The organism is Hyphomonas sp. KY3, from assembly GCF_017309975.1.
Lineage (GTDB): Bacteria > Pseudomonadota > Alphaproteobacteria > Caulobacterales > Hyphomonadaceae > Hyphomonas.
This window is the reverse complement of the sequence record NZ_CP022271.1, coordinates 1,563,001-1,584,106: the sequence shown is the minus strand read 5'-3', so window position 1 is coordinate 1,584,106 and position 21,106 is coordinate 1,563,001. Positions and strand designations below refer to the sequence as shown.

Genomic DNA, 21,106 nt, shown 5'->3' with positions numbered 1-21,106 from the left:
AAACAGGATGCCCGCATTGGTCAGAGACCTTCAAGCCCCTTGCGGGCAGCTTTCAGCTTTTCCCGCCGCGTCGTCCAGTCGCGGATACGCTCGCGATTCTCTTCAACAATCTCTGGCGGGGCGCGCGAAACGAATTTCTCGTTTGAAAGCTTGCCCTCGGTGGATTTGATGTCCTTGTCGAGTTGGGCCAGCTCCTTGTCGAGCCGATTGCGGGCCTCGTCGATGTCGACAATGTCGGCCACCGAAAGCGCAGACATGGTCTCGCCGATGACCGCAGTCACCGCACCTTCGGGGGTCGCATCCGTCATCGAGATGTCTTCAAGGCGCGCAAGGCGCTTCAGGACGTCCTCATGGCTCATCGCGCGGTTTTCGATTTCCGCCCCGGCATTGACCAGGGTCAGCGGCAGCTTGGAGCCCGCCGGAACGCCCAGATCGTTCCGGAGCGAGCGCAGCTCGGTAATCATGTCGATCACCCAATTGATCTCTTCCGCGGCGGCCTCATCCGCGAACGGCTCAGTCGATGGCCAAGACTGGTGCATCAGGAAGCCCTTGGCCTCAGCGCGGCCCTCAGCGCGGCGTTCCCACAATTCTTCGGTGACGAAGGGCATGAAGGGGTGGAGCAGCTTCAGCGATTCATCCAGCACATAGCCGCAGACCATGCGGGTTTCCTGCTTGGCGGCATCGTCCATGCCGGCCAGCAGCGGCTTGATGAGTTCGAGATACCAGTCGCAAAGCGTGTTCCAGATAAATTTGTAGAGCGCGCCCGCGGCTTCGTTGAATTTGTAATCCTCGATGCCCTTGCTGACCTCTGCCGCGCATTGGGACAGCTCCGCCAGGATCCAGCGGTTCACCGGGCTTTCGACCCTGGCATAGTCGATCTCGCCGGGCGCGCCGCACTCATTCATCTCGGCAAAGCGGGCCGCATTCCAGAGCTTGGTGGCGAAGTTGCGATTGCCTTCGACGGCCTGTTTGGAGAGCCGGATGTTGCGCCCCTGCCCGGCCATGCGGCCCATCGTGAAGCGTAGCGCGTCGGCACCGTATTCGTCGACCAGTTCCAGCGGGTCCATGGCATTGCCCTTGGACTTGGACATTTTCTGGCCCTTCTCGTCGAGCACGAGCGCGTGGATGTAGACGTCCTTGAACGGAACTTCCCCCATGAATTCGAGGCTCATCATCATCATCCGGGCGACCCAGAAGAAGATGATGTCGAACGCCGTGACCAGCGTCGCCGTCGGGAAGAAGGTGTCGAGATCCGGTGTCTTGTCCGGCCATCCCTGTGTGGAGAACGGCCAAAGCGCGGAGGAGAACCAGGTGTCGAGAACGTCTTCGTCCTGCTTATACAGTTCCTTCAACACACTCCCATGCTCTCTAACAAAGTCTGAAAGCGTCTCTTCGTTCATTATCCGAAGTTCAATCAATTGCGCGCGAGCTTCGGCTTCTGCTTCTGCCTCTGTCGCCGCGACGATGAAAGGCTTACTTTTAGGTGTGATCACGTCGCCCCATACTTCAATTTCCGCAACGTCAGAATCGCTTAGCACTGTCTCCACATTAAAATGCCAAGCCGGAATACGGTGGCCCCACCAGAGCTGGCGGGAAATGCACCAAGGCTGGATGTTTTCCATCCAGTTGAAATAGGTCTTCTCCCAGTTTTCCGGGATGAATTTGGTCTTGCCCTCTTTCACCGCCGCAATGGCAGGCTGCGCCATCGTCTTGGCGTCGACATACCATTGATCCGTCATCCACGGTTCGATGACGACATTTGACCGGTCCCCGAAGGGCTGTTCGATCTTGAGACTTTCGATCTCCTGAAGAAGCCCGGCGTCCTCGAAGGCCGTGACGATCTTCCTGCGGGCGTCGAAACGGTCGAGACCGCGATACTCAGCCGGAATGCCAGCTACGTTGGCTTCCGCACCATCCACGATATGCGCGGTCGCATTCAGGATATTCAGCGGCGTGTGGCCCGCGCGCTTGCCGACTTCGAAATCGTTGAAATCATGCGCCGGGGTGATCTTCACGGCGCCAGAGCCCTTGTCCGGGTCGGCATACTCATCCGCGATGATCGGTATACGGCGGCCGACAATCGGCAGCTCGACAAACTTGCCAATCAGGCCTGCATAGCGCGGATCTTCCGGGTGCACTGCCACGCCGGTATCGCCAAGCATGGTTTCCGGACGGGACGTGGCGACGACAATGTAGTCGCGCATTTCCTGATCGATGACATTGCCGTCTTCATCCTTGACCGGATGCAGATAGGTGACGCCGTCCGCGAGCGGGTAGCGTAGATGCCAGTAATGGCCCGGCACTTCGCGCTGGTCGACTTCAAGATCCGAGATCGCAGTCTGAAAGTGTGGGTCCCAGTTCACGAGCCGCTTGTCGCGATAGATCAGACCCTTCTTGTGGAGCTCGACAAAGACCTTCGTCACCGCGCGCATCATGCTGTTGTCGGGATCGTTGCGGTCGCCCATTGTGAAGGCTTCTTTTGACCAGTCGCAAGACGCGCCGAGACGTTTCAGCTGGCCGACAATGGCACCGCCGGATTCCTCTTTCCAGTTCCACACGCGATCGACAAAGGCCTCGCGACCCATGTCGCGGCGGGTGACATTGTCACCGGACTGGGCCATCTGGCGTTCGACCACCATCTGCGTTGCGATGCCGGCATGGTCGGTGCCCGGCTGCCACAGCACATTCTTGCCGCGCATGCGCTCGAACCGGATCAGGACATCCTGCAACGTATTGTTCAAGGCGTGGCCCATATGCAGCACGCCGGTGACATTCGGCGGCGGGATGACGATGGAATAAGCTTGTGCAGACGTGTCGCCGGAGGGTTTGAAGCATCCGTTTTCTTCCCAGGCCTTGTACAGGCGGGGTTCGGCTTTGGCGGGGTCAAATCTTTGGTCGAGCATCGTTTCAGGCGTATTCCATCTAAAAGAAAAGGCGCGCCAGTGACGGCGCGCCCTTCCCTATAACGTATTTGTCAGGAGAGGCTAGCGCGCCATGCGTGCGATGCGCTGTACTTCGGCCTCCACCTTTTCCTCGACGATCTTTGCAAGGTTGGCATCGAGCCAGTCCTTCATCATCGGCTTGAGCATCTCGCGTACGAGGCCCTCAATCGTATTGTCGCCGCCCATATCCATTTTGGAAATGAGTTTGCCGAGTGCACCAGCGGCCACATCGGCAGTCTGGTCGTCGGTCAGGATGGTTTGCTGATAACGTGCGGTAGCCGCCATGTCTTCCTCCACGGATACGGATGCAGCCACCGGTTCGGGGGCAGCGGGTTCAGGTTCAAGCTCTGGTTCGGGCTCCGGAGCGACTTCTTCAACGAGCGCTTCGGGAAACACTTCTTCTACGACTTCCTCAGCCTCTTCGGCCTTGGGGGCCGCCACGACAGCGCGCGCCGCGCCAAGCATTTCTTCGAAGCTTGGCGGCTCGCTGACTTCGTCGGCGCTGGAGTCGAATTGCTCGAATTCTACTTCAAAGGCGTCTTCGTCAGCCACGACCTCTTCGGCAGAAGCCTCGTCCGCTGCCGGTTCGTCCTCGAACATGACGTCATCAATATCGTGCAGATCATCCTCATCGAATGAGGCTTCAGCCTCGACAGGCGCGGAAGTCTCTTCGGCGTGCGCCGATTCTTCCGCCTGTGGAGCCGTGTCATCATCTGAGATGATCTTGCGAATCGACGCGAGGATTTCCTCCATCGTCGGTTCTTTGTGTGCTTCATTGGCCATGGCCAGCCCCTTGATATTTGGTGCAGTGCGAATCCCTATGCATTAACCGCTACGGGGATTGTGTTAACAACCGTTTATCGTCGTTAACGCGAGTCTCAGCCCGCGCCATCCAGAACCAGCATGTTCGGAGACAATTGTCCGGTCGCGCGCAGGAGATTGTGAGCGGCGACATAGGAGTCCCGCTCGGCCTGCACGAGGGCAAGCCGGGCTTCGAACAATTGCTGTTCCTGGTCCAACACATCCAGCGTGGTGCGAATGCCCACGGCCAGTTCTTCCGTGGCGCCGTCATAGGCGATCTGGGCTGCGTCGACCTGACGTTCGGAGGCCGAGATGGAGCGCAAGGAAGCTTCATAAGCGAACCAGGATTGTGCGATTTGAGCGCGAATGCTGCGCTGAAGCGTGTCGATCTGGCGCTGCGCCTGAGCGCGCTGCAGCTTGGCCGATTTCACCTGGCTTTTGATCAGGCCGCCTGAAAGCAGCGGGATGGTGCCTTGGGCCACAGCTGAGACGCTCGAATCGCGCTGAGTGAAGTCATTATAGGTTTCCTGGCGCGCCGCAGTGCCCACGATGCTGATCTGAGGCTTGTACTGACCGCGGGCAACGTCAATTGCCTCGCGAGCCGCACGTTCAGCATGGCGGGCGGCGATCAGGTCCGGGTTCGTGTCGAGCGCGATCTGGACTGCTTCGTCCAGCGAGGCCGGAAGGGGCGGCAGCGGTGGCGGCGGCGCGAGATCGACCGGCGCAAGACCGGTGAGGAACTGATAATTTGCAATATCTGCTTCGAGAACTGCTTCGGCGCCGGCCAGAGCGGCGCGCGCGCCTTCGAGGCGAGCTTGAGACAGCGAAACATCGGTCCGCGTCACCACGCCCACGTCGAACCGGTCAGACGCCGCGCGAACCTGCTCACCGGTCACTTCGACATTGTTTTCGCGAATCGAAACGGTTTCGAGGTCGCTGCGCACATCGACATAGGCCGTTATGACCTGAAGGATGAGATCCTGGACGGCGGCATCATATTGCGATTCAGCGGCGTCCACGCCGGCCTTTGCCTGACGGATGCCGGCATTGATACGTCCTCCGGTATAAATGGGTTTGGCAGCCTGAATCTGGGCGCTGGCAATCGGACGGTCGCCATTCGTGCCAGAGAGCGACGCAAAAGCTGCGTTTGAATCTGTGTACTGGTAGCCAGCACTCCCAGTCAGATCGACCGTGGTACGCCCCTGTGAGCGGGCCTGCTCCACACTCTCACGAGCAATATCTGTCTCAACTCGCTGAGATTGCAGCCCCGGATTGGTTGCGAGCGCTGCATTGATGGCGTCGGCGAGTGTGTCTGCTTGTGCTGCGGTCATCCCGGTCAGGCCGAGGGCAAAAAGGCTGACAGAGAGGGATCGGTGGAAATTCATGCGGCGCTCCTTGAGACCCAGACCGACTGAGCCCCTTATATGCTTGATCCCTAATATAAGGGCTCTGACGGCATTAGTGAACACTGTTCACTTTTCTGGAGTCTTAACAAATTGTCGCGGCCTGTCGCTTGTCAGAAGACAAATGACTTCTTGCGGTCGAATGCAGGGAATTTTGGTGGAAAAGCATCGAATCCTTCGCGGGCCGATACTGTGTCGCCTGCGCGCGTGTAAACCTTGCCGCGTCCAAGCCCTTCCCGCTCGAGCGTCACGACGGCCAGTCGACCGCCCTCAGCCAACTGCGAAGTCCAGGCTTCTGGAAGTGTTTCGACCATGCCGCAGACATAGATAACGTCGAAAGGCGCCTGGTCAGGCAATCCTGCAGCGAGATCACCTTCGACGGCAACCGCCTGATCGATCCCAAGCGCTGCAAAGCGCTCTGACATGGCGTCCACGCGCGCATCGGTATCGTCGAGCGCGATAACAGTTTCGGCCAAATGACTGATAAGCGCCACCTCGTAGCCAGAGCCAGCACCAATCACGAGCACAATGTCGGATGGTTTGATGTCGGCCAGCTTGACCAATTTTCCCGTATCGCGCGGCGTCCAGAGGGCACGGCCCACGGACGTCTCGATTTCCAGTTCAGAATAGGCAACCGATTTGCGCGATGTCGGCACAAAGGCTTCGCGAGGCGTTTTCAGGAAAGCCGAGACGATATGCGGGTCAGAGACATCATTCGGGCGCACTTGCGTGTCGACCATGATCTCACGGGCTTTGTCGTAGTTCATCTCGATTCCCTCTCGGGCTTTGTTATAGCGCGGTTTCCCTGCCCTTTAACATGGGTTTTCGGGGGCGCAATGCGCGATAAACGCACGCCGCATGAAAAGGACAGATTGCAAGCTACGAAGTTCGTTGCTAAGTGACGCGCCTTCTGGGACGGCTCTGTGGCGGAGTGGTTACGCAGCGGATTGCAAATCCGTGTACGCCGGTTCGATTCCGGCCGGAGCCTCCAGACTTTCAAATGACCACTCCTATCCGCCACACGCCTGACCAGCGCGCCCCAGCAGGTGTGCCAGCACCCCGACGCCCATGATTTCGGAGTCGTAAACGCGATCCGGCAAATTTTCCCTCACACATTTGCAAACCGTTTACAGCCCGTTAACCAATTTGAGGGATTGTGTACCTGTCTTCTCTTGGAGACACCCACCATCACCCAACGCCTCGGCGGGAGCTTGTCTCCCGCCTTTTTTTTGCGGAATCTGCAAGTTTTTATGACTTCGCAGCATGTGGGGGCTTGAACGGGTATTCGGGTCTGCTATTCACCCGTCTCCGGCTGTTCCGCGATAGCTCAGTTGGTAGAGCAGGCGACTGTTAATCGCCCGGTCGTAGGTTCGAGTCCTACTCGCGGAGCCACCTTCCCTTCCCGAAAAATCCTATACGTGACGTAGCCCATCCACGGGTCGCAGACTTCCAAGTCTTCTTCTACAAATGCTACACACCCGAAAGGGAGTTCATGTATGGTGGAAAAAGATGGAACGCGGCCGATTGGCGGAACGATCGTCCTTTGGATCGTTGCAACCGGGTTTTGCGTGATCGCCCCCTTCATCACCTACTCGGTTCTCAAACCTGTCGGCCTGACCATCGCAGCACAGAACTGGGAGGCGCGTCCGGCCGTCATCCTGTCCAGCCAGGTCCAGAATCGAAACCGGCAATATCGACTGCGAACCGAGTATAGCTATGTCTGGGACAACGAGACTCATGTCTCTCGTCGTACCTTCTTTGATGAAACCTTGGGCGTTCGGAAATCCTATTATCACCAGCTCAATCGCCAACTGAGTCGGCACAAGACTCGGAATGAGCCCCTATCCGTTTGGATTAATCCGAAAAGCCCCTCCAAGGCCGTCATCTATCGCCATATTCGCTGGGACAAGCTTGGGGCGGGGATCCTGTTTCTGAGCCTTTGGGCGCTGATCACATTCATATTGGTTCGCTCTGCCCTGGCCGAACTCAATCACGGACCGTCTTCAGAAGACTGAATTCTCCGCCTGGTCAGGACCGATCAGCCGATCAGACGTTCCCACAGCCGGATGACGAGATAGCAGCTGCCAACAAGACCCAGCGCCGCAAGAATCAGCACAAATCCATCGCGCGCGGTTAGCGCCAGCCCGAACAGGAGCACCGTCAAACCTGGCAGGACCGGCCCGAAAGGAATGAGGCCGAGCGGAAACGAGACGAGCGCCGCCGCGATACAAATCAACGCCACGAGCTGCACAAAAGGCGGGTCGGTCAGGAATGCGAGTCGCGGTTTCAGGAATCGGTCGACCTGGCAAACATAAGGATGCGCCTGTTCCACGCCCAGGATCAGCGCCGATCGCGGAAACTCGAAATCCAGAATGCGCCGCGGTACCCATGGATATTTCAGGCCCAGGACGATTTGACCCGCGATTATGAGAATGATCAGGGCGACGAGCCAGTTTGCGCCCGGAATGATGGTCAACGGGCTGATCGACACAAAACCCAGAAGCAGTAATAGCGGTCCGTAAGAACGTCGACCGACCGCATCAAGCATGGCCCCAACGGTGACCTTCTCTCCCGATGTCTGCTCCCGCAGGCTGTCCAGTAGCGATCCGAGATTGTTGACTTGCGTCATCAGCACTCCACGACGTTGACGGCTAATCCGCCCTGACTGGTTTCCTTGTATTTCGTGGACATGTCGAGCCCGGTCTGCCGCATTGTTTCAATGACCTGATCCAGGGAGACATGCGAATGCCCGGTTGAATGCAAGGCGAGCCGCGCCGCATTGACGGCTTTCACCGCTCCGATGGCATTGCGTTCGATGCAAGGTATCTGGACAAGCCCGCCAACCGGGTCACATGTCAGGCCGAGATTGTGCTCCATACCGATTTCCGCTGCGTTGGACACCTGTTGTGGAACTGCGCCCCAAACGGCAGCGAGGCCGCCAGCCGCCATGGAACAAGCCACGCCGACTTCACCCTGACATCCCATCTCGGCACCCGAGATTGAGGCGCGCTGCTTGTAGAGAATGCCAATCGCGCCCGCGGTAAGCAGGAATTTACGCGTACGGTCACGTGCATCGTCTGTACCACTGCAATAATGGCGGATCACGGAAGGGATAATACCAGCGGCGCCATTTGTTGGCGCGGTGACCACCTGGCCCCCCGACGCGTTTTCCTCATTCACCGCCATGGCATACACATTGAGCCAGTCAAACAATTGCTCGCGCTCGTTTGAGCCATGATCATTCGCGAGCTTCGCCCAGAGCGATGCAGCGCGACGTTTGACATTTAGCTTGCCCGGTAGGGTTCCCGTCTGTGACAGGCCCCGCTCAATGCATTTCGCCATAACGTCAGAGATACGGTCGAGCGCTTCAAACGTTTCAGACCGAGGCCGCAGGGAATCCTCGTTGGCCAGGACGAGATGTTCAATCGTGAGGTCGTTCTGCGAACACATCGTGATTAGCTCAGCGGCAGACGAATAAGGGTAAGGCACGTCGACTTGAGTCTGGATGAGATCGTCTTCAAGCGGCTTTTCAAGTTGGCGCTGGGAGGCAATGAATCCCCCGCCTGTTGAATACCACGTCTCGTCGGACAAAATTTCACCCGATGCGTCGAACGCCCTTAACCGCATGCCGTTGGGATGCAGGCTCGGGATAATTCCATATGCGAATACGATATCCTTATCCGGATCAAACGTGATCTGGTGCGTTCCGGCCAAGGAGAGATTGTGGCTGGAGTTGATCTCAGAGACGGCCGCATCTGCCGCGTCCGGATCCAAAGTCTCTGGTGCAAACCCGGCGAGCCCAAGTAGAACCGCCTTCGGCGTAGCATGCCCCTCCCCCGTCAGCGCCAAGGAGCCCTGTAGCTCCACCTCGATCCGCTGAACTTGTGAGAGATTGCCCGCCTTCGCAAGTCCGTCAGAGAAACGCGCCGCAATCCGGATGGGCCCAACTGTGTGGGAACTGGAGGGGCCAATCCCCACGCGAAATAGGTCGAGAACTGAAAGCATAGGGACCCGAATATTGTTTCAAATGAAACATCTGAATGCCCGCTTCCCAGCGAGCTGACAAGCCGTGCGCCACTCAGCCCAGCGTGACGTCGTGCCCATACAGCCAGTCATTCCGCGAATGGATAAAGCCCTTCATCATGCGGCCGGCCATCCACATGGGACCGTATGTGGATAATTGGGTTACTGGATTACTGCGATGGAAAAGGCTCGCATTCTCTCTCGCGCCCGCCTGAACCTTGCTGGTGCGCGGTTTGCGGCAGGCCTCATAGGCCTTGAGAGCGTCTGGCAGGTCTGCCGCGGACGAAACTTCCCTTGCAAGCACATAGGCATCTTCAATGGCCATCACGGCGCCCTGCGCAAGGAAAGGCAACATCGGATGACAAGCATCCCCCATCAATACTGCGCGCCCGTCGGACCAGCGCGGTAACTCGTCGCGGTCAAACAGCGCCCAGCGGTGCAGCACCGGCGCGTGTTCGATGATGCCGGTGACGGATGAGTGCCATCCCTTGAAATCAGCGAGCGCATCCTCTCGCGATCCTTCAGCGGTCCATGATTCCAGATGCTTCGCCTTGCGCTCCACCACGCCAACGAAATTGGCGAGACTGCCGCCTCTCAGCAGATAGGTGACCGCATGTCTGCGAGATCCGGTCCAGACTGTGGCCGTTGGAGGCGGGATTTCGGTCAGGTCCGATACAGCGGACATGGCCCGCCAAGCCGTCATGCCAGTATATCGGGGCGCTTCAGTGCCGAGCATCTGAGTCCGGACGACAGAATGAATACCATCTGCGCCGACAAGAAGCTCGCCCTCGACAGTTTCGCCGGTGTCCAATGTCGCACGAACGCCAGTCTCATCCTTCTGATAGGAAACAACTTTTCGGCCAAGACTGACTGCTTCCGGACGGCGTGCGACCAGTGCATCGTAGAGAGCCTGGATCAGGTCAGCCCGGTGGACATGGAGATAGTCAGCGCCCCAGCGATTGATCGCCGACTTGCGGAGCGGGATGTCGAACAGCCGACGACCGCTGCGGCCCATCCGCATTTCCAGAGCCTTGGGACGGAACGCATCCTTGAGAATGCGGGCGGATACTCCCAGCTGATTGAGCACCTGCATGCCATTGGGGCTGAGCTGGATACCCGCGCCGACTTCATCCAGCACGCTGGACTGTTCGAAAACGAAAACCTCGTGTCCAAAATGATCGAGCGCCAGAGCGGCGGTCAGGCCCCCAATGCCTCCGCCTGCTATCAGGACGCGCATTCGGACACCTCACACATCATCCGGCCGCAATCATCGCGCCCGTGAAGGGTCTTGCTTGCCGCCGATCAGAACGAATCGCCGGTCACAATATTTGCACTCGACGAAATCCTCGTCGCCCATTTCGTACCAAACGCGCGGATGTCCGAGGGCGCCGCCGCCGCCATTGCACGAGACCCTATGGCTCGTCACCATTGAGATTTCCGGCGGGTCGAACACATCGCGTTTCGTGGACATGACTTGTAATTCCATCTGCAATTTCGTTGGCATGGTTGTTACCGGTGCCACATGGTCCTACCTAGATTGCACCGCCCATCGGCGCAAGATCGAATGGACAGAGTGAAAAGGCCCCCACATGTCGTCCAGCAAACCTGCCCCTGACTTCGCCATTGAAGTCAAAGACCTCAACAAAATCTATCGCGCATCTGGCAAGATGCCCGAAAAGCATGCGCTAAAGGGCCTGAATCTGGAGATTCCGCGTGGCTCTATCTTTGGACTGCTTGGTCCGAACGGTGCGGGAAAATCGACCTTTATCAACATTCTGGCTGGCCTTGTGAACAAGACGTCTGGTTCGGCGAGCATTTGGGGGCTGGATATCGACAAATATCCACGCCAGAGTCGGGCAGCCATCGGAGTGGTCAATCAGGAAATCGTTGCCGATCCCTTCTTCACGCCTTTGGAAATGCTTGAATTGATGGCTGGTTTTTACGGCGTGCCGAAATCGGAGCGCCGCAGCCTTGAAATCCTCACAGCCGTCGGGCTCGATGACAAGAAGGATGCCTATGTGCGCCAATTGTCGGGCGGCATGAAACGTCGCCTGATGGTGGCCAAGGCTCTCGTCCACAATCCCCCCGTCCTGATTCTCGACGAGCCAACAGCGGGTGTCGATGTGGAACTGCGCAGGTCTCTCTGGACCTATGTGCGGGAACTTCACGACAAAGGCACGACAATCATCCTGACGACTCATTATCTGGAAGAGGCCGAGGAGCTGTGTGATTCAATCGCCATCGTGAACCATGGTGAAATTGTTGCTTGCGAGCCGACCCCACAACTACTTTCCCGCCTCGACTACAAGACGCTGGTGATTACGCCGAAGGAACCGCTTGCGACCGTACCCGCTGCCCTGTCGGATATGGATGCAGTGTTGCGCCCCGATGGCGATCTCGCCATTACGTTCCGGTCAAGCGAAACCGGTATCGGCAGGTTGCTGGAGACTGTACGCTCAAACGGAATCGGAATTGGCGACCTGGTTACAGAAGCACCTGACCTTGAAGACGTCTTCATCGCCCTGACCACGCAAGCTGCATAAAAAAACGCCGACATCGCTGCCGGCGTTTTTTCAATATCTACTTAGCAAGACGTTTTAGACGCTTTGCTTGATCCAGTCAGAGATGGCTTGTTTGCTCATCGCGCCCAAGTGCGTCGCGGCAACTTTGCCATCCTTGAAGATCATGAGAGTCGGCATACCCCGAACTCCATACTTCGAAGGCGCGATTGGGTTCTCGTCCACGTCGATCTTGGCGACCTTGATCTGGCCTGCCAGCTCTTCGGACACCGCATCAATGTGCGGCGACATCTGCTTACATGGGCCGCACCACTCAGCCCAGAAGTCCACAACCACCGGCAAATCGGAATCGCCGATCAGGCCGTCAAATTCATCGTCGGTAACATTCACCGCAGCCATAGCGTGGCTCCTTCATGCTTTCTGTTTCAGTTGGAACATACATAGGAACTCTATTGGGAAGTCAAACCGGGCTCTGCGCACCCTTTAGAGCTTCTAATAGCATCTCCTCAGGCAAGAACATCAGGCGTGGACCGTCAGTCCAGCAAAGCGCCGTGCGCACCGTCCGTCCGGGATAGGCCCGCCTCAGAACAGCCCAATAAGCCGCCATCTGGGCACGATACGTTTCTGCTACACCGTCCGGCCTGTCAGGCGCAGGCTGATCGGTCTTGAAATCGACAATCAGCACTTCGTCATCCGTCACCACCAGCCGGTCGACCCGGCCATTGATGATCAGCCCGTCCGGCAGCTCAGGCGCCGAACCGACAATCGCAGCCTCCGCGCGCCCGCCGGGCCGGAACACACGCTGCATGTCTGGCGCGTCCAGAATGCCAAAGACCGCAGCGTTCATTTCGTGGCGATCAGAATCTGTGAGGTCGGATAGGCGGGACAGGTACCTATCCGCGGCCGCCTGGCGCGCGGCAAGGTCCAGCGCCGGCAAGTATTCCAGCAAGGAATGAATGATTCTACCGCGGCGCAGGCGCGCCTGCCGCGTCTGGCTGAAAGGCGCAAGGACCGGTGTCTTGCGGCCAAGCAGGCTGGACGGCGCGCCGAACCTGCGCTGGCGTTCGGCCTGACGGGGTGGCGTAAACACCCAGTCTGGCAGCGCTGAATGCGCTTTGGATTCTTCAAATACATCCCGGTCTTTCGGAGGCACCCGTCCAAACCTGCGGATGCCATCCTCATCAGCCTCTTCAGCAAACCGGCTCATGGCCGCGCCACACAATGCGTACCAGCTCCGGTCATGATACCCGGGCGGGCGCGCACCATGCCAATGACCGGCAATGATCAACCGGTCCTGCGCGCGGGTCAGCGCAACATAGAGAAGCCGGCGAAACTCTTCTTCGGATTTTGCGTTCGCAACAGCACGCGCATGCTCTGCAGCGGGGATGTCGCTGTCCTTGCGGGGAGACCAGATCGGCATGTCGCTGACGGTGAACATGGACGATGAAACAGACTTCGGCCCAGCGGTCGTATCGGGCAGCACGACGACCGGAGCCTGAAGCCCCTTGGCACCATGCACCGTCATCACCCTGACCTTTCCTTCAGGCGCGGCGAGATCTCGCTTGATCTCGACAAGCTTCGACTCCATCTCTGCAACGAAGCCCTGCAGTGAAGACGGCTCCGTCGCATCAAAGCCTTGAGCGCGGGAAAGCAGTGCCTCAACAGGATCATGAGCCGGCGTACCAAGCCGTGCATTGATCTTGTCCCAACCCGTCAAATCGTCCGCCCCCGGCACATCCAGCACCCGCGAGAGAAATTCGTACGGCGGCTCATGGCGACGCTCCAGCAGGCCTGACAAAAATCTTTCGGCAGCCTGCACATCGGGATCGTCACTCGCGCGAACGCGCGACCAGAGCGTCTCGCCCTTTCTGCGCTTGCTCGCAAGCCGGAACAGATACCAATCATCGTCCACCAGTCCGACGAAAGGCCCGCGCAGGATTTCCGCCAGTGTCAGATCACGCTCTGGCAGGAGCGCAAACCGCATCAAGTTCAGGCAATCCTGTACTGCAATATGGTCGGTGAGCTTCAACCGGTCGGCCCCAGCAACCGGGAGACCTTCGGACTTGAGCGCTGAAATCATTGCATCGAAGAGGCCACCCGTCCGGCTACGCACCAAGATCAGAATATCCTCAGGCTTCATGGCCCGGCGCTGCCAGTCCCGTGTCGGCAATTCCTCCCATACGGTCTCGCCCCGATCCACCATGGCTTTCAACTGTTTTGCAAGCCGGCTTGCAAGCTGCGCCTTTGGAGAACTTGAACGCAGCGCATTTACGGGTCGTGACCACGCATCAGCGTCTTCGTCCTCGTCACGCTCATCCACCGGCCAGAGCTCTACCAAGCCGGGCTGGTTCGCGCGACGAGCCGTATGTGTCACCTCATCCGCCGTCAGCGGAGGTTGTGCGCCAGATGCAATGTCGACCGGCGGGGCCGAGTTCCAGACCGCGTCGACGAAGCCGAGAATTTCCGGCGATGACCGGAACGACATTTCCATGGTTTGGGACAGGGCCGCCGGATCCTTCTGGATATAGGCCTGCTCCTGCGCACGAAGCTGGGCAGGCTCTGCGCCCTGGAAGGAATAGATAGACTGTTTCTCATCCCCCACCACGAACAAGGTGCGCGGGTCCTGTTGGCGTTCGGCGCCGATGCCCGCGGTGAATTCTTCCGTCAACGCATTGATCAGCTGCCATTGTTCTGGGCTGGTATCCTGTGCTTCATCGAGCAGTATGTGACTGATTCCTCCGTCCAGTTTGTAAAGTACCCAGTCGGACATGCCGGTCCGGGTGAGCAAGTCACGTGTCTTGCGGATAAGGTCGTCGAAATCGAGCGCGCCGCGACGACGCTTCGCTTCCTGGTATGCGACCAGCGCATCCAGCCCGACTTCCAACAGAGCGGAGGTGCGCTCTACGGTCTCGGCCAGCTTCAACTTCGCCGCGAGCGCCTCAACGCGCGCCACTTCTGACCCAATTTCATCCTTGGTCGCGAACAGCGCGACCACATTGGCATCCTTACCCGCCTCTGCATTGTAAAGGGATTTGTATGCGTTGCCCTGAGCGCCGAAGAAGGCACCCTTGTAACAGCCCCACCGGCGGCCCGGGTCTTCTTCGTAAAGCGCCGCCTCTACGGAATTGGCCGTACGGGTATCATCACGCTTGCCAGAGGCGCGAAGACTGATGAGGGCCTCTCGCAGTGCACCAACCGGCATCTGCGAGCCCATTTCCAGCTCGAGAATTTCTGAAGGGCTCGCCTGAGGTGCGTTCAGCCCCTCAATGAGAGCAGCACGCATCGCAGCCTGATTGAATGCATGCGTTTCAGCGAAATCAAGATAGACGCTCATCTGGAACCGCATGGCATTCAACGCAACGTCCGCACCATCATGCCCCCCTTCCAGCGCCAATACGTTCAAAGCTTCAGGAGCCACCTCACTTGCGTTCAGCACCGCTTGCGCACGAACGGATTGCCAAATTTCCTGAGCCTCATCTTCTTCAATCTCTGCGAAGCCGGGTAGCACGCCGGCCTCCAACGGGAAGCGTCGCAGGATGCGCGCACAGAACGCATGAATCGTTTCGATCCGAAGGCCGCCCGGTGTTTCAAGCGCGCGAGCGAAGAGTGCGCGGGCCGCTCTCAGGTCATCTGTCTTGTAGGCATCTTTCGGTCGCCCCTCCAGGCGGGACAATTCCTCGCGCAACTTGTCGTCGCGCATGATCGACCATTTGCCGAGCGTTCGAAACAGACGCGACAGCATCTCGTTTGCGGCGGCCTTTGTGTAAGTTATGCAAAGGATCGAATCCGGAGCAGCGCCCACGCGCCCATCTTCGCGGCGCAGCAACAGGCGAGCGACGCGATCAATCAGGACTTTTGTCTTGCCGCTGCCCGCATTCGCCATAACGAAAACCGGACGTGCCGGATCGGCCGAAACGAGCTGGGCAGTGTTCGCACGACGGTAGTCTTCCGTATCCGGCGGAGTAATGGGCATCTTCACGTCAGGCATCCCCGCCCTCCCCGTCTTCGGTATCACCTGCCCACTCGGCACGGCGGGCCAGGAGATTGTAGCCATTGTCGTATTTCACGAATTTCACCCGCGGCGCAGACAGGAATTTCGAGCTGGGTTCGCGATAGGCCTCAATCAGGCGCAACAGGCCATCTTCAGCCATGGTTGCCATGTCGGCGGGCTCTGTCGGGAGGTTGTGCTTGCCCCCCAGGCTGAATGCATCGGGCTTCGCCTTGAAGGCCACATAGTGCAACTGGTCAACCCGTGCCGCTGGCACCCCGTCATAGCCACCCTTCTGGGCTATAAGGGCCTGCAAAGGCATTTGCTGGCTAAGCCCTGTGGCCACTTCCTTGTCGCGCGGCGGACTGCCCGTCTTGAAGTCCACAATGACAAGATCGCCCCGGGCCGTTTGCTCTATCCGGTCAGCGGTCGCCGACAAAGTGAACGGCTTACCGGCAACGCTGTACTCAATGGAACCCTTGACTTCCTGCTTCAACTTGCCGCCCGACGTATCTCGCTGACTACGCCAGACCATGAACCAATCTACTGTACGCCGCCACACAGCCTCACGCGCCGCCCATGCGTCGCCAGGTTCGCCCACACGCAGCAATTCCTGCCTGAGCAGGCCCATCAAGTGTTCGGCCGTCTTCGGATTTCCGTCTTCCTCGAACAGCTCTAGCGCCCTATGAATTGCGGTCCCACGCGGCGCAGGGCCGAGTTCATCATTCAGCGCATCGATTGAGGAGAGGCCCAGCACCTGTTCAGCCCAGAGCGCATATGGATCGCGCTGCAAAAGGTCGACGCGTGTGGCGGACAAGCGCGCGGGCCAGCCTTCAGGGCGCGCGGATGGAGTCGGCTCGGCGCTAAAGTCAGAAAATGCATTGACCCGATTCAACTTTAGACCTTCCACCAGTTCGATCGGATCAAACGCCGTGGGGGTGAAATGATCTGTAGCCTGATTTTCCAGCGCGCCTTCTGCGAGCGTCTTGAGCCGCCAGACCCAGCGCGACGCGACTGCCGGTGCATCATTTCGCCGTGAGGCGTAAACCAGAGTGACATCCGGTGCGCAGGCAAGCTGGGCAAAGTCGTGCGCGGCAAGTCCCATGCGCTCTTCAGGATCACCCAGGCCGAGGCGCGCACGGAAATGCCGGGGCAGGAACGCGTCCGGCGCCGGGCGCTTTGGCCAAACGTCCTCATTGAGTCCAGCAAGGATCACCCGATCCGCAGACTGAAGTCGCGCTTCCAGCGGCCCCCAGATCGAGAGTTGCGGATGCTCGGCTTCACCAAAACTGACGGTCATCTGGGACGCCTGCGCATTGACGAGATCGGCGAGTGCGGCCGGTCGCATCGGTCCCAGGGATTCAGAGACCTCGCGCACGAATTCAAGCAAGCGGCTCGTGGCTGCGCCGTCTTCCCCAGCCCAAGGCATCGGCGTCTGGCTGACCGATTCCGCCAAGGCTGCGATACGTTGAATTGCGTCGTCGCCGGTTACTTCTTCAATCTGGCTAAGGTCCGCGTCGGCATGCTCGAACCGGGCAATCAGGGAATCCACAAGCGTGATCCCCCTAATCTGATCATCTGGCCCGAATTGCGGATAGGGCTCGATCATATCTCGAGTGCGAATGCTCTCGACCAGTTCCTGAAGGGATTTCCATCGTCGCGGACCTCTCAGGAAATGAAGCTCAAAGTCGGCGAGATCATCGACTGGCGCGGCCAGTTCATGGGTTAGAACCGCCACGATCAGGACCGGGTCGCCCGGATCGACCGCCCATTTCGCGCAGAGCCCCACGAAGCTACCGGCGGCTGTCCGCCCAACCGGAATACCGGCCGACGGCGGCACACTGATGTCCCAACGCTTCAGCAGGGCGGAAACCCGGCGCGCCAAACCAGCATCCGGCGTGACAAGGGCCGCCGTCCGGTCCTTGGCTTCCAATGTCTCGCGCATCATCAGGGCGATCGCACTCGCTTCAGCAGATTCGTCCGCAGCCTCTACGAGCGACAGGCCTTCCAGTGCGTCTCTTGCAAAACTTGGCACGTCGGTGCCGGCTGTTGCGGAAAGTTGGTCGAGGGTATCTCGCCAGTCTGCTGTGGCATCGGCGGGCGCGAGCGCCTCCATGATCATGCGACGGCGCGCGTCGCGCTTGGGGCCAATCTCGATGCCATGCCATTCAGCCACAGCCCCCGGCTCAATTTCGAGCGCGACCAGTGTATTGAGCAACGTATTTTGCGGATGTCCGACCTCGGAAAGAATACCGGCACGATGCTCTTCCGAGGCGGCAGAATCGAGCCCGGGCAAAACGATAAGCCCCATCGGCAATTGCAGCGCGGCTTTCATCAACACGCGCCCGGCAGGCGTCGCCCCGGTCGAGCCGGCAATGATGACCGGTGCCTCGGGTGGATGCGCCAGCCAAGCCTCTGCGGTCGCTTCCGCAGCCAGCAATCTCCTTTGAAGGGGGTCGGTGACGCCCTGCTCTTCAAGCCATTTCGGCCAAGCATCGGTTATGATTTCGAGGAATTTGGCCGAGTTCTCCCAATGCTGGGCAAGGTCGGCGTCTTTCGCCAGATCTGCCAGCCCACTCCAGTCAGCCCCGGGGCTGAGATGAGCCTGGTCCAGCAATCGCGCCAGCTCGTTCGCGGCTGCAAGCGCCGACGATGGCGGAACATCCATGCCGGAACTCTCGCGATAATAGGCCTGCACAAGAGAGGCCAATGTTCCGAGCCGCTTGGCAGGCGCCAGTGCTGGGGGCAAATCGGTTACTGAAAACTCGGCGACAGGCGGGGCCTCGTCGCTTTCGAGATCGCCCATCGCCCGGATGTCTGGCGACAGGATCGGGGTTTCGTTCGCGGCGAGGAAAAGAGCGGCAGACAATTCCCGCGCAGACCGGCGGTTTGGAACATAAATGGTGGCGTCCGCCAACGCATCCGGGATGTTTTGCAAATCCACCGCGCGAGCCAGTTCCGCTGCGAGGCATTTCAGGAAGTTTTCGCCCGGCGGGATGGACCAGACTTTTGGCGCGCCTACGCCAAACAGGGCAGGATCACGCGCCATGGCAGCGCAACCACATTTCGGCATCTTTCAGGGCGTCCGGATCGCCCACATGCAGCCAGAAATCATCCAGTGGCAGACCATGCAGCCGTCCGGATTCGACAAGCGGCCCCCAAATTCGCCAAGCAACCGAGAAGCGCTCCACGGCGAGGCCTGAGAATGCTTGCGGTTTGAGGATACGTACTCCCGCATAGGCCCATGGGGCAGACGGGTTTTCGCCGCGTCGCTTGAGGCTGCCATCCTCGGCACGGAGAAAGTCTCCGGCGCCCCCATATCCCAGGCTGCGCTGCGTATCCGCGAGAAGGAGGATCTCGTCCATCTGCGCTGGGTCAAATGCGCTGGCCAGATCGAGGAAAGGTCTCGGATCACCCTTACCCCAGAACGCATCTGTATTGACCACGAAGACGGGATCATCGCCAAGCATCGGCGCGGCTTTCACCAGCGCGCCGCCTGTTTCAAGCACTTCGCCACGTTCGTCCGACACAATCAGGTCCACACCCTTGATGCCCGAAACATGATCCTCGACCTGATCGGCGAGCCAATGGACATTGACGACGATCCGCTGAACGCCCGCTTCGATCAGTGGGTCGATCATCCGGTCCATCAGACGCTTGCCACCAACCTCTATCAGGGGCTTCGGACATGTGTCCGTCAGCGGCCGCATCCGGGTACCGAGCCCGGCGGCCAGCACCATCGCCGTATGCGGAATATTTGATGACATCAGCTTTCCTTGAACACGAAGGGGGTCGTCTCCCGCACGAAGGCCGCCATGGGCTCCAGTGCGGGGTGGGACAGATTGCGGGCCAGCAGTTTCAGTTGGCGCGGTTGGAATGTGCCATACCGGGCCTTGCCATCACGATGCTGCAACCGGGAGAACACACCTGCAATACGCAGCGCGTTGAGAGCCCCAATCACGGCGAGCCGCTCGTCAAAGGCCTCGCGCGTCTTGCCGGTCTGGTCGAGATAGTGCCGGATCGCGGCTTCGGACGCCTCATGCGAAACGTCCCGTCGCGCGTCCTGGGTCAGCATGGCCATATCCCACGCATCCCAGCCCTTCACCGCGTCCTGAAAATCGAGCAGCGCGATGCGGTCGTCGCCCAACCAGAGCAGGTTTTCTGCATGATAGTCACGCAGAGTGAACACTCGCGGGAACGACATTGCCTGTTCGATCAGGGCATCACGTTCGGACTCCCACCTAACGCGGGCAAGTCCAGTCAGCGCACCGCCACCCGCCTCCACTGGCAACCAGTCCGCATACAGGTCAGCATTCGAGGACAATGCGAGGCGGTCAAAATCGAGAATGGGCCATTGCTCGGACCCATAGATCACAGCCTCGGGGATCGGTTGCTGATGAAGTTTTGCCAACATGCCAGCGGCCAGCATGTAGGCGGGCACTTCCAAAGCTGGATCCTGCTCGATCTGCCGAGCCAATTCCTTACCGTCGCCGTAATCCTGCAGAATAGCCAACCCGACTTCAGTATCATGCGCAAATATCTCCGGCGCCTCAAAACCGAGTAATCTGAGATGGTGCGCAATCAGGACGAAGGCGTCGACACGAGAGGCCGCCAAACGCGTCTGTGCATTCCAGCCCATCGCGTTGCGCGTGGCATCATCGGCATCCGGTGGGCATGGGTCGGCTTCGATGCGTGGAGCATCCATCAGCATCGCCGCCGAACCATCAGCGCGCACCATCCGAACATACCGGCGCGTGGATGCGTCTTGTCCCAATGGCTTGAGGTCTGCACCACCCCATCCATGACGCGCAAGAAAATCAGCGATCAGCGCGTCGCGGGAATTAGAATTGAAATTCATTGCAGCGCGCCCGCCAATCTTCGCCATGGGGTTCCAGGGATACGAGCCGATGTTCGCCTTCAAAGTCAAAGACGATATCCAGCCGCCACGCAGGAAGGTGCTTTCCCGCTTTCTCCGGCCACTCGACAATCGCCACGCCTTCCGGCGTCTCGTCCCACCCAATCTCAGCCATCTCGTCAGGTGATCCCAGCCGATAGAGGTCAAAATGCCAGACGGGAAAATCCGGAGCCTCGTAGGCTTGGACCAGAGTATATGTCGGGCTCGGCACTTCCTGAATGTCCGGTATGAGCGCTCGGACCAGCCCTCGCGTAAATGTCGTCTTCCCGACACCCAGTCCGCCATGCAAGGCAATCACGTCGCCCGGCTTCAGCAAGGGGGCGATCGCATTGCCGAATGCGAGCGTGTGAGCCTCATTGTCGAGTCGGTAGGTCAATTTCATCATCATGTGCATATAAAAGACTGACCTCACACACCATCGTTTCCTGACCAAATTGCGGCAAAACGCGTGGTGACATGCCTTGCAGTAGCAGGCAGACTGGCCTAGAATATTAAAAATGACGCAGGCGTCACGA

The 21,106-nt window shown here is 59.0% G+C and carries 16 protein-coding genes and 2 tRNA genes; 4 read left to right on the top strand and 14 right to left on the bottom strand.

What is annotated here, in order from left to right:
- Nucleotides 1–20: 20 nt before the first annotated feature.
- The 4 genes from CFA77_RS07910 to CFA77_RS07895 all read right to left on the bottom strand — a co-directional run bounded on the left by CFA77_RS07910 (nucleotide 21) and on the right by CFA77_RS07895 (nucleotide 5,913).
- Nucleotides 21–2,903 carry a valine--tRNA ligase gene (locus CFA77_RS07910; RefSeq protein WP_206992984.1) on the bottom strand — a complete coding sequence of 961 codons (2,883 nt, stop codon included), beginning with the start codon at nucleotides 2,901–2,903 and terminating at the stop codon, nucleotides 21–23.
- 81 nt (nucleotides 2,904–2,984) lie between these two features.
- Nucleotides 2,985–3,725, bottom strand: coding sequence for a DUF2497 domain-containing protein (locus CFA77_RS07905; RefSeq protein WP_206992983.1), 741 nt, complete (start codon nucleotides 3,723–3,725; stop codon nucleotides 2,985–2,987).
- Between the two features lie 95 nt (nucleotides 3,726–3,820).
- Entirely contained in the window at nucleotides 3,821–5,128 is a 1,308-nt protein-coding gene (locus CFA77_RS07900) for a TolC family outer membrane protein (RefSeq protein WP_206992982.1), read from the bottom strand.
- 131 nt (nucleotides 5,129–5,259) lie between these two features.
- Nucleotides 5,260–5,913 carry a protein-L-isoaspartate O-methyltransferase gene (locus CFA77_RS07895; protein WP_206992981.1) on the bottom strand — a complete coding sequence of 218 codons (654 nt, stop codon included), beginning with the start codon at nucleotides 5,911–5,913 and terminating at the stop codon, nucleotides 5,260–5,262.
- A gap of 150 nt (nucleotides 5,914–6,063) precedes the next feature.
- Between CFA77_RS07895 and CFA77_RS07890 the strand changes: the two genes are divergently transcribed.
- The 3 genes from CFA77_RS07890 (at nucleotide 6,064) to CFA77_RS07880 (ending at nucleotide 7,161) form a co-directional block, all read left to right on the top strand.
- Nucleotides 6,064–6,137 (top strand) — tRNA-Cys (locus CFA77_RS07890).
- A gap of 325 nt (nucleotides 6,138–6,462) precedes the next feature.
- Nucleotides 6,463–6,538 (top strand) — tRNA-Asn (locus tag CFA77_RS07885).
- A 104-nt stretch (nucleotides 6,539–6,642) separates the two neighbouring features.
- Nucleotides 6,643–7,161 carry a DUF3592 domain-containing protein gene (locus tag CFA77_RS07880; RefSeq protein WP_206992980.1) on the top strand — a complete coding sequence of 173 codons (519 nt, stop codon included), beginning with the start codon at nucleotides 6,643–6,645 and terminating at the stop codon, nucleotides 7,159–7,161.
- Nucleotides 7,162–7,184: 23 nt separating this feature from the next.
- Here the strand turns inward: CFA77_RS07880 and CFA77_RS07875 are convergent, their stop codons facing one another.
- The 4 genes from CFA77_RS07875 to CFA77_RS07860 all read right to left on the bottom strand — a co-directional run bounded on the left by CFA77_RS07875 (nucleotide 7,185) and on the right by CFA77_RS07860 (nucleotide 10,640).
- Nucleotides 7,185–7,775: an exopolysaccharide biosynthesis protein gene (locus CFA77_RS07875; RefSeq protein ID WP_206992979.1), complete on the bottom strand. Its 591-nt coding sequence runs from the start codon at nucleotides 7,773–7,775 to the stop codon at nucleotides 7,185–7,187.
- Nucleotides 7,775–9,151: an L-serine ammonia-lyase gene (locus CFA77_RS07870; RefSeq protein ID WP_206992978.1), complete on the bottom strand. Its 1,377-nt coding sequence runs from the start codon at nucleotides 9,149–9,151 to the stop codon at nucleotides 7,775–7,777. Before CFA77_RS07870 ends, CFA77_RS07875 begins: the two co-directional genes overlap by 1 nt.
- A 73-nt stretch (nucleotides 9,152–9,224) precedes the next feature.
- Nucleotides 9,225–10,406, bottom strand: a complete 1,182-nt coding sequence (locus CFA77_RS07865; RefSeq protein WP_206992977.1) for an FAD-dependent monooxygenase — start codon at nucleotides 10,404–10,406, stop codon at nucleotides 9,225–9,227.
- Between the two features lie 30 nt (nucleotides 10,407–10,436).
- A complete protein-coding gene (locus CFA77_RS07860) occupies nucleotides 10,437–10,640 on the bottom strand; it encodes a zinc-finger domain-containing protein (RefSeq protein WP_034813464.1) in 204 nt (67 codons plus the stop codon).
- Between the two features lie 118 nt (nucleotides 10,641–10,758).
- On the opposite strand from CFA77_RS07860, the gene CFA77_RS07855 reads away from it, so the two are divergent.
- Nucleotides 10,759–11,712 carry an ABC transporter ATP-binding protein gene (locus tag CFA77_RS07855; RefSeq protein ID WP_206992976.1) on the top strand — a complete coding sequence of 318 codons (954 nt, stop codon included), beginning with the start codon at nucleotides 10,759–10,761 and terminating at the stop codon, nucleotides 11,710–11,712.
- 54 nt (nucleotides 11,713–11,766) lie between these two features.
- On the opposite strand, the gene trxA is transcribed toward CFA77_RS07855, so the two are convergent.
- The 6 genes from trxA to tsaE all read right to left on the bottom strand — a co-directional run bounded on the left by trxA (nucleotide 11,767) and on the right by tsaE (nucleotide 20,979).
- Entirely contained in the window at nucleotides 11,767–12,087 is a 321-nt protein-coding gene (trxA, locus tag CFA77_RS07850) for a thioredoxin (protein WP_034813468.1), read from the bottom strand.
- Nucleotides 12,088–12,148: 61 nt separating this feature from the next.
- Nucleotides 12,149–15,676, bottom strand: coding sequence for a double-strand break repair helicase AddA (addA, locus tag CFA77_RS07845; RefSeq protein WP_206992975.1), 3,528 nt, complete (start codon nucleotides 15,674–15,676; stop codon nucleotides 12,149–12,151).
- Entirely contained in the window at nucleotides 15,669–18,725 is a 3,057-nt protein-coding gene (gene addB / locus CFA77_RS07840) for a double-strand break repair protein AddB (RefSeq protein WP_206992974.1), read from the bottom strand. The genes addA and addB overlap by 8 nt, the downstream gene beginning before the upstream one ends.
- The gene (locus CFA77_RS07835) at nucleotides 18,715–19,443 is read right to left on the bottom strand and encodes a nucleotidyltransferase family protein (protein WP_242517520.1); all 729 of its coding nucleotides are present in this window, start codon (nucleotides 19,441–19,443) and stop codon (nucleotides 18,715–18,717) included. The genes addB and CFA77_RS07835 overlap by 11 nt, the downstream gene beginning before the upstream one ends.
- Nucleotides 19,443–20,534: an aminoglycoside phosphotransferase family protein gene (locus tag CFA77_RS07830; protein WP_206992973.1), complete on the bottom strand. Its 1,092-nt coding sequence runs from the start codon at nucleotides 20,532–20,534 to the stop codon at nucleotides 19,443–19,445. Before CFA77_RS07830 ends, CFA77_RS07835 begins: the two co-directional genes overlap by 1 nt.
- Nucleotides 20,518–20,979: a tRNA (adenosine(37)-N6)-threonylcarbamoyltransferase complex ATPase subunit type 1 TsaE gene (gene tsaE, locus CFA77_RS07825; RefSeq protein ID WP_242517519.1), complete on the bottom strand. Its 462-nt coding sequence runs from the start codon at nucleotides 20,977–20,979 to the stop codon at nucleotides 20,518–20,520. Before tsaE ends, CFA77_RS07830 begins: the two co-directional genes overlap by 17 nt.
- Nucleotides 20,980–21,106 lie beyond the last annotated feature (127 nt).

Coding starts and splice junctions, on each gene's coding strand:
- CFA77_RS07835 (WP_242517520.1), bottom strand. CDS start 19,443: ATGTCATCAAATATTCCGCATACGGCGATGGTGCTGGCCGCCGGGCTC.
- CFA77_RS07905 (WP_206992983.1), bottom strand. CDS start 3,725: ATGGCCAATGAAGCACACAAAGAACCGACGATGGAGGAAATCCTCGCG.
- CFA77_RS07830 (WP_206992973.1), bottom strand. CDS start 20,534: ATGAATTTCAATTCTAATTCCCGCGACGCGCTGATCGCTGATTTTCTT.
- CFA77_RS07865 (WP_206992977.1), bottom strand. CDS start 10,406: ATGCGCGTCCTGATAGCAGGCGGAGGCATTGGGGGCCTGACCGCCGCT.
- CFA77_RS07895 (WP_206992981.1), bottom strand. CDS start 5,913: ATGAACTACGACAAAGCCCGTGAGATCATGGTCGACACGCAAGTGCGC.
- tsaE (WP_242517519.1), bottom strand. CDS start 20,979: ATGATGATGAAATTGACCTACCGACTCGACAATGAGGCTCACACGCTC.
- CFA77_RS07880 (WP_206992980.1), top strand. CDS start 6,643: ATGGTGGAAAAAGATGGAACGCGGCCGATTGGCGGAACGATCGTCCTT.
- addA (WP_206992975.1), bottom strand. CDS start 15,676: ATGCCTGACGTGAAGATGCCCATTACTCCGCCGGATACGGAAGACTAC.
- trxA (WP_034813468.1), bottom strand. CDS start 12,087: ATGGCTGCGGTGAATGTTACCGACGATGAATTTGACGGCCTGATCGGC.
- CFA77_RS07910 (WP_206992984.1), bottom strand. CDS start 2,903: ATGCTCGACCAAAGATTTGACCCCGCCAAAGCCGAACCCCGCCTGTAC.
- CFA77_RS07870 (WP_206992978.1), bottom strand. CDS start 9,151: ATGCTTTCAGTTCTCGACCTATTTCGCGTGGGGATTGGCCCCTCCAGT.
- CFA77_RS07855 (WP_206992976.1), top strand. CDS start 10,759: ATGTCGTCCAGCAAACCTGCCCCTGACTTCGCCATTGAAGTCAAAGAC.
- CFA77_RS07875 (WP_206992979.1), bottom strand. CDS start 7,775: ATGACGCAAGTCAACAATCTCGGATCGCTACTGGACAGCCTGCGGGAG.
- addB (WP_206992974.1), bottom strand. CDS start 18,725: ATGGCGCGTGATCCTGCCCTGTTTGGCGTAGGCGCGCCAAAAGTCTGG.
- CFA77_RS07900 (WP_206992982.1), bottom strand. CDS start 5,128: ATGAATTTCCACCGATCCCTCTCTGTCAGCCTTTTTGCCCTCGGCCTG.
- CFA77_RS07860 (WP_034813464.1), bottom strand. CDS start 10,640: ATGTCCACGAAACGCGATGTGTTCGACCCGCCGGAAATCTCAATGGTG.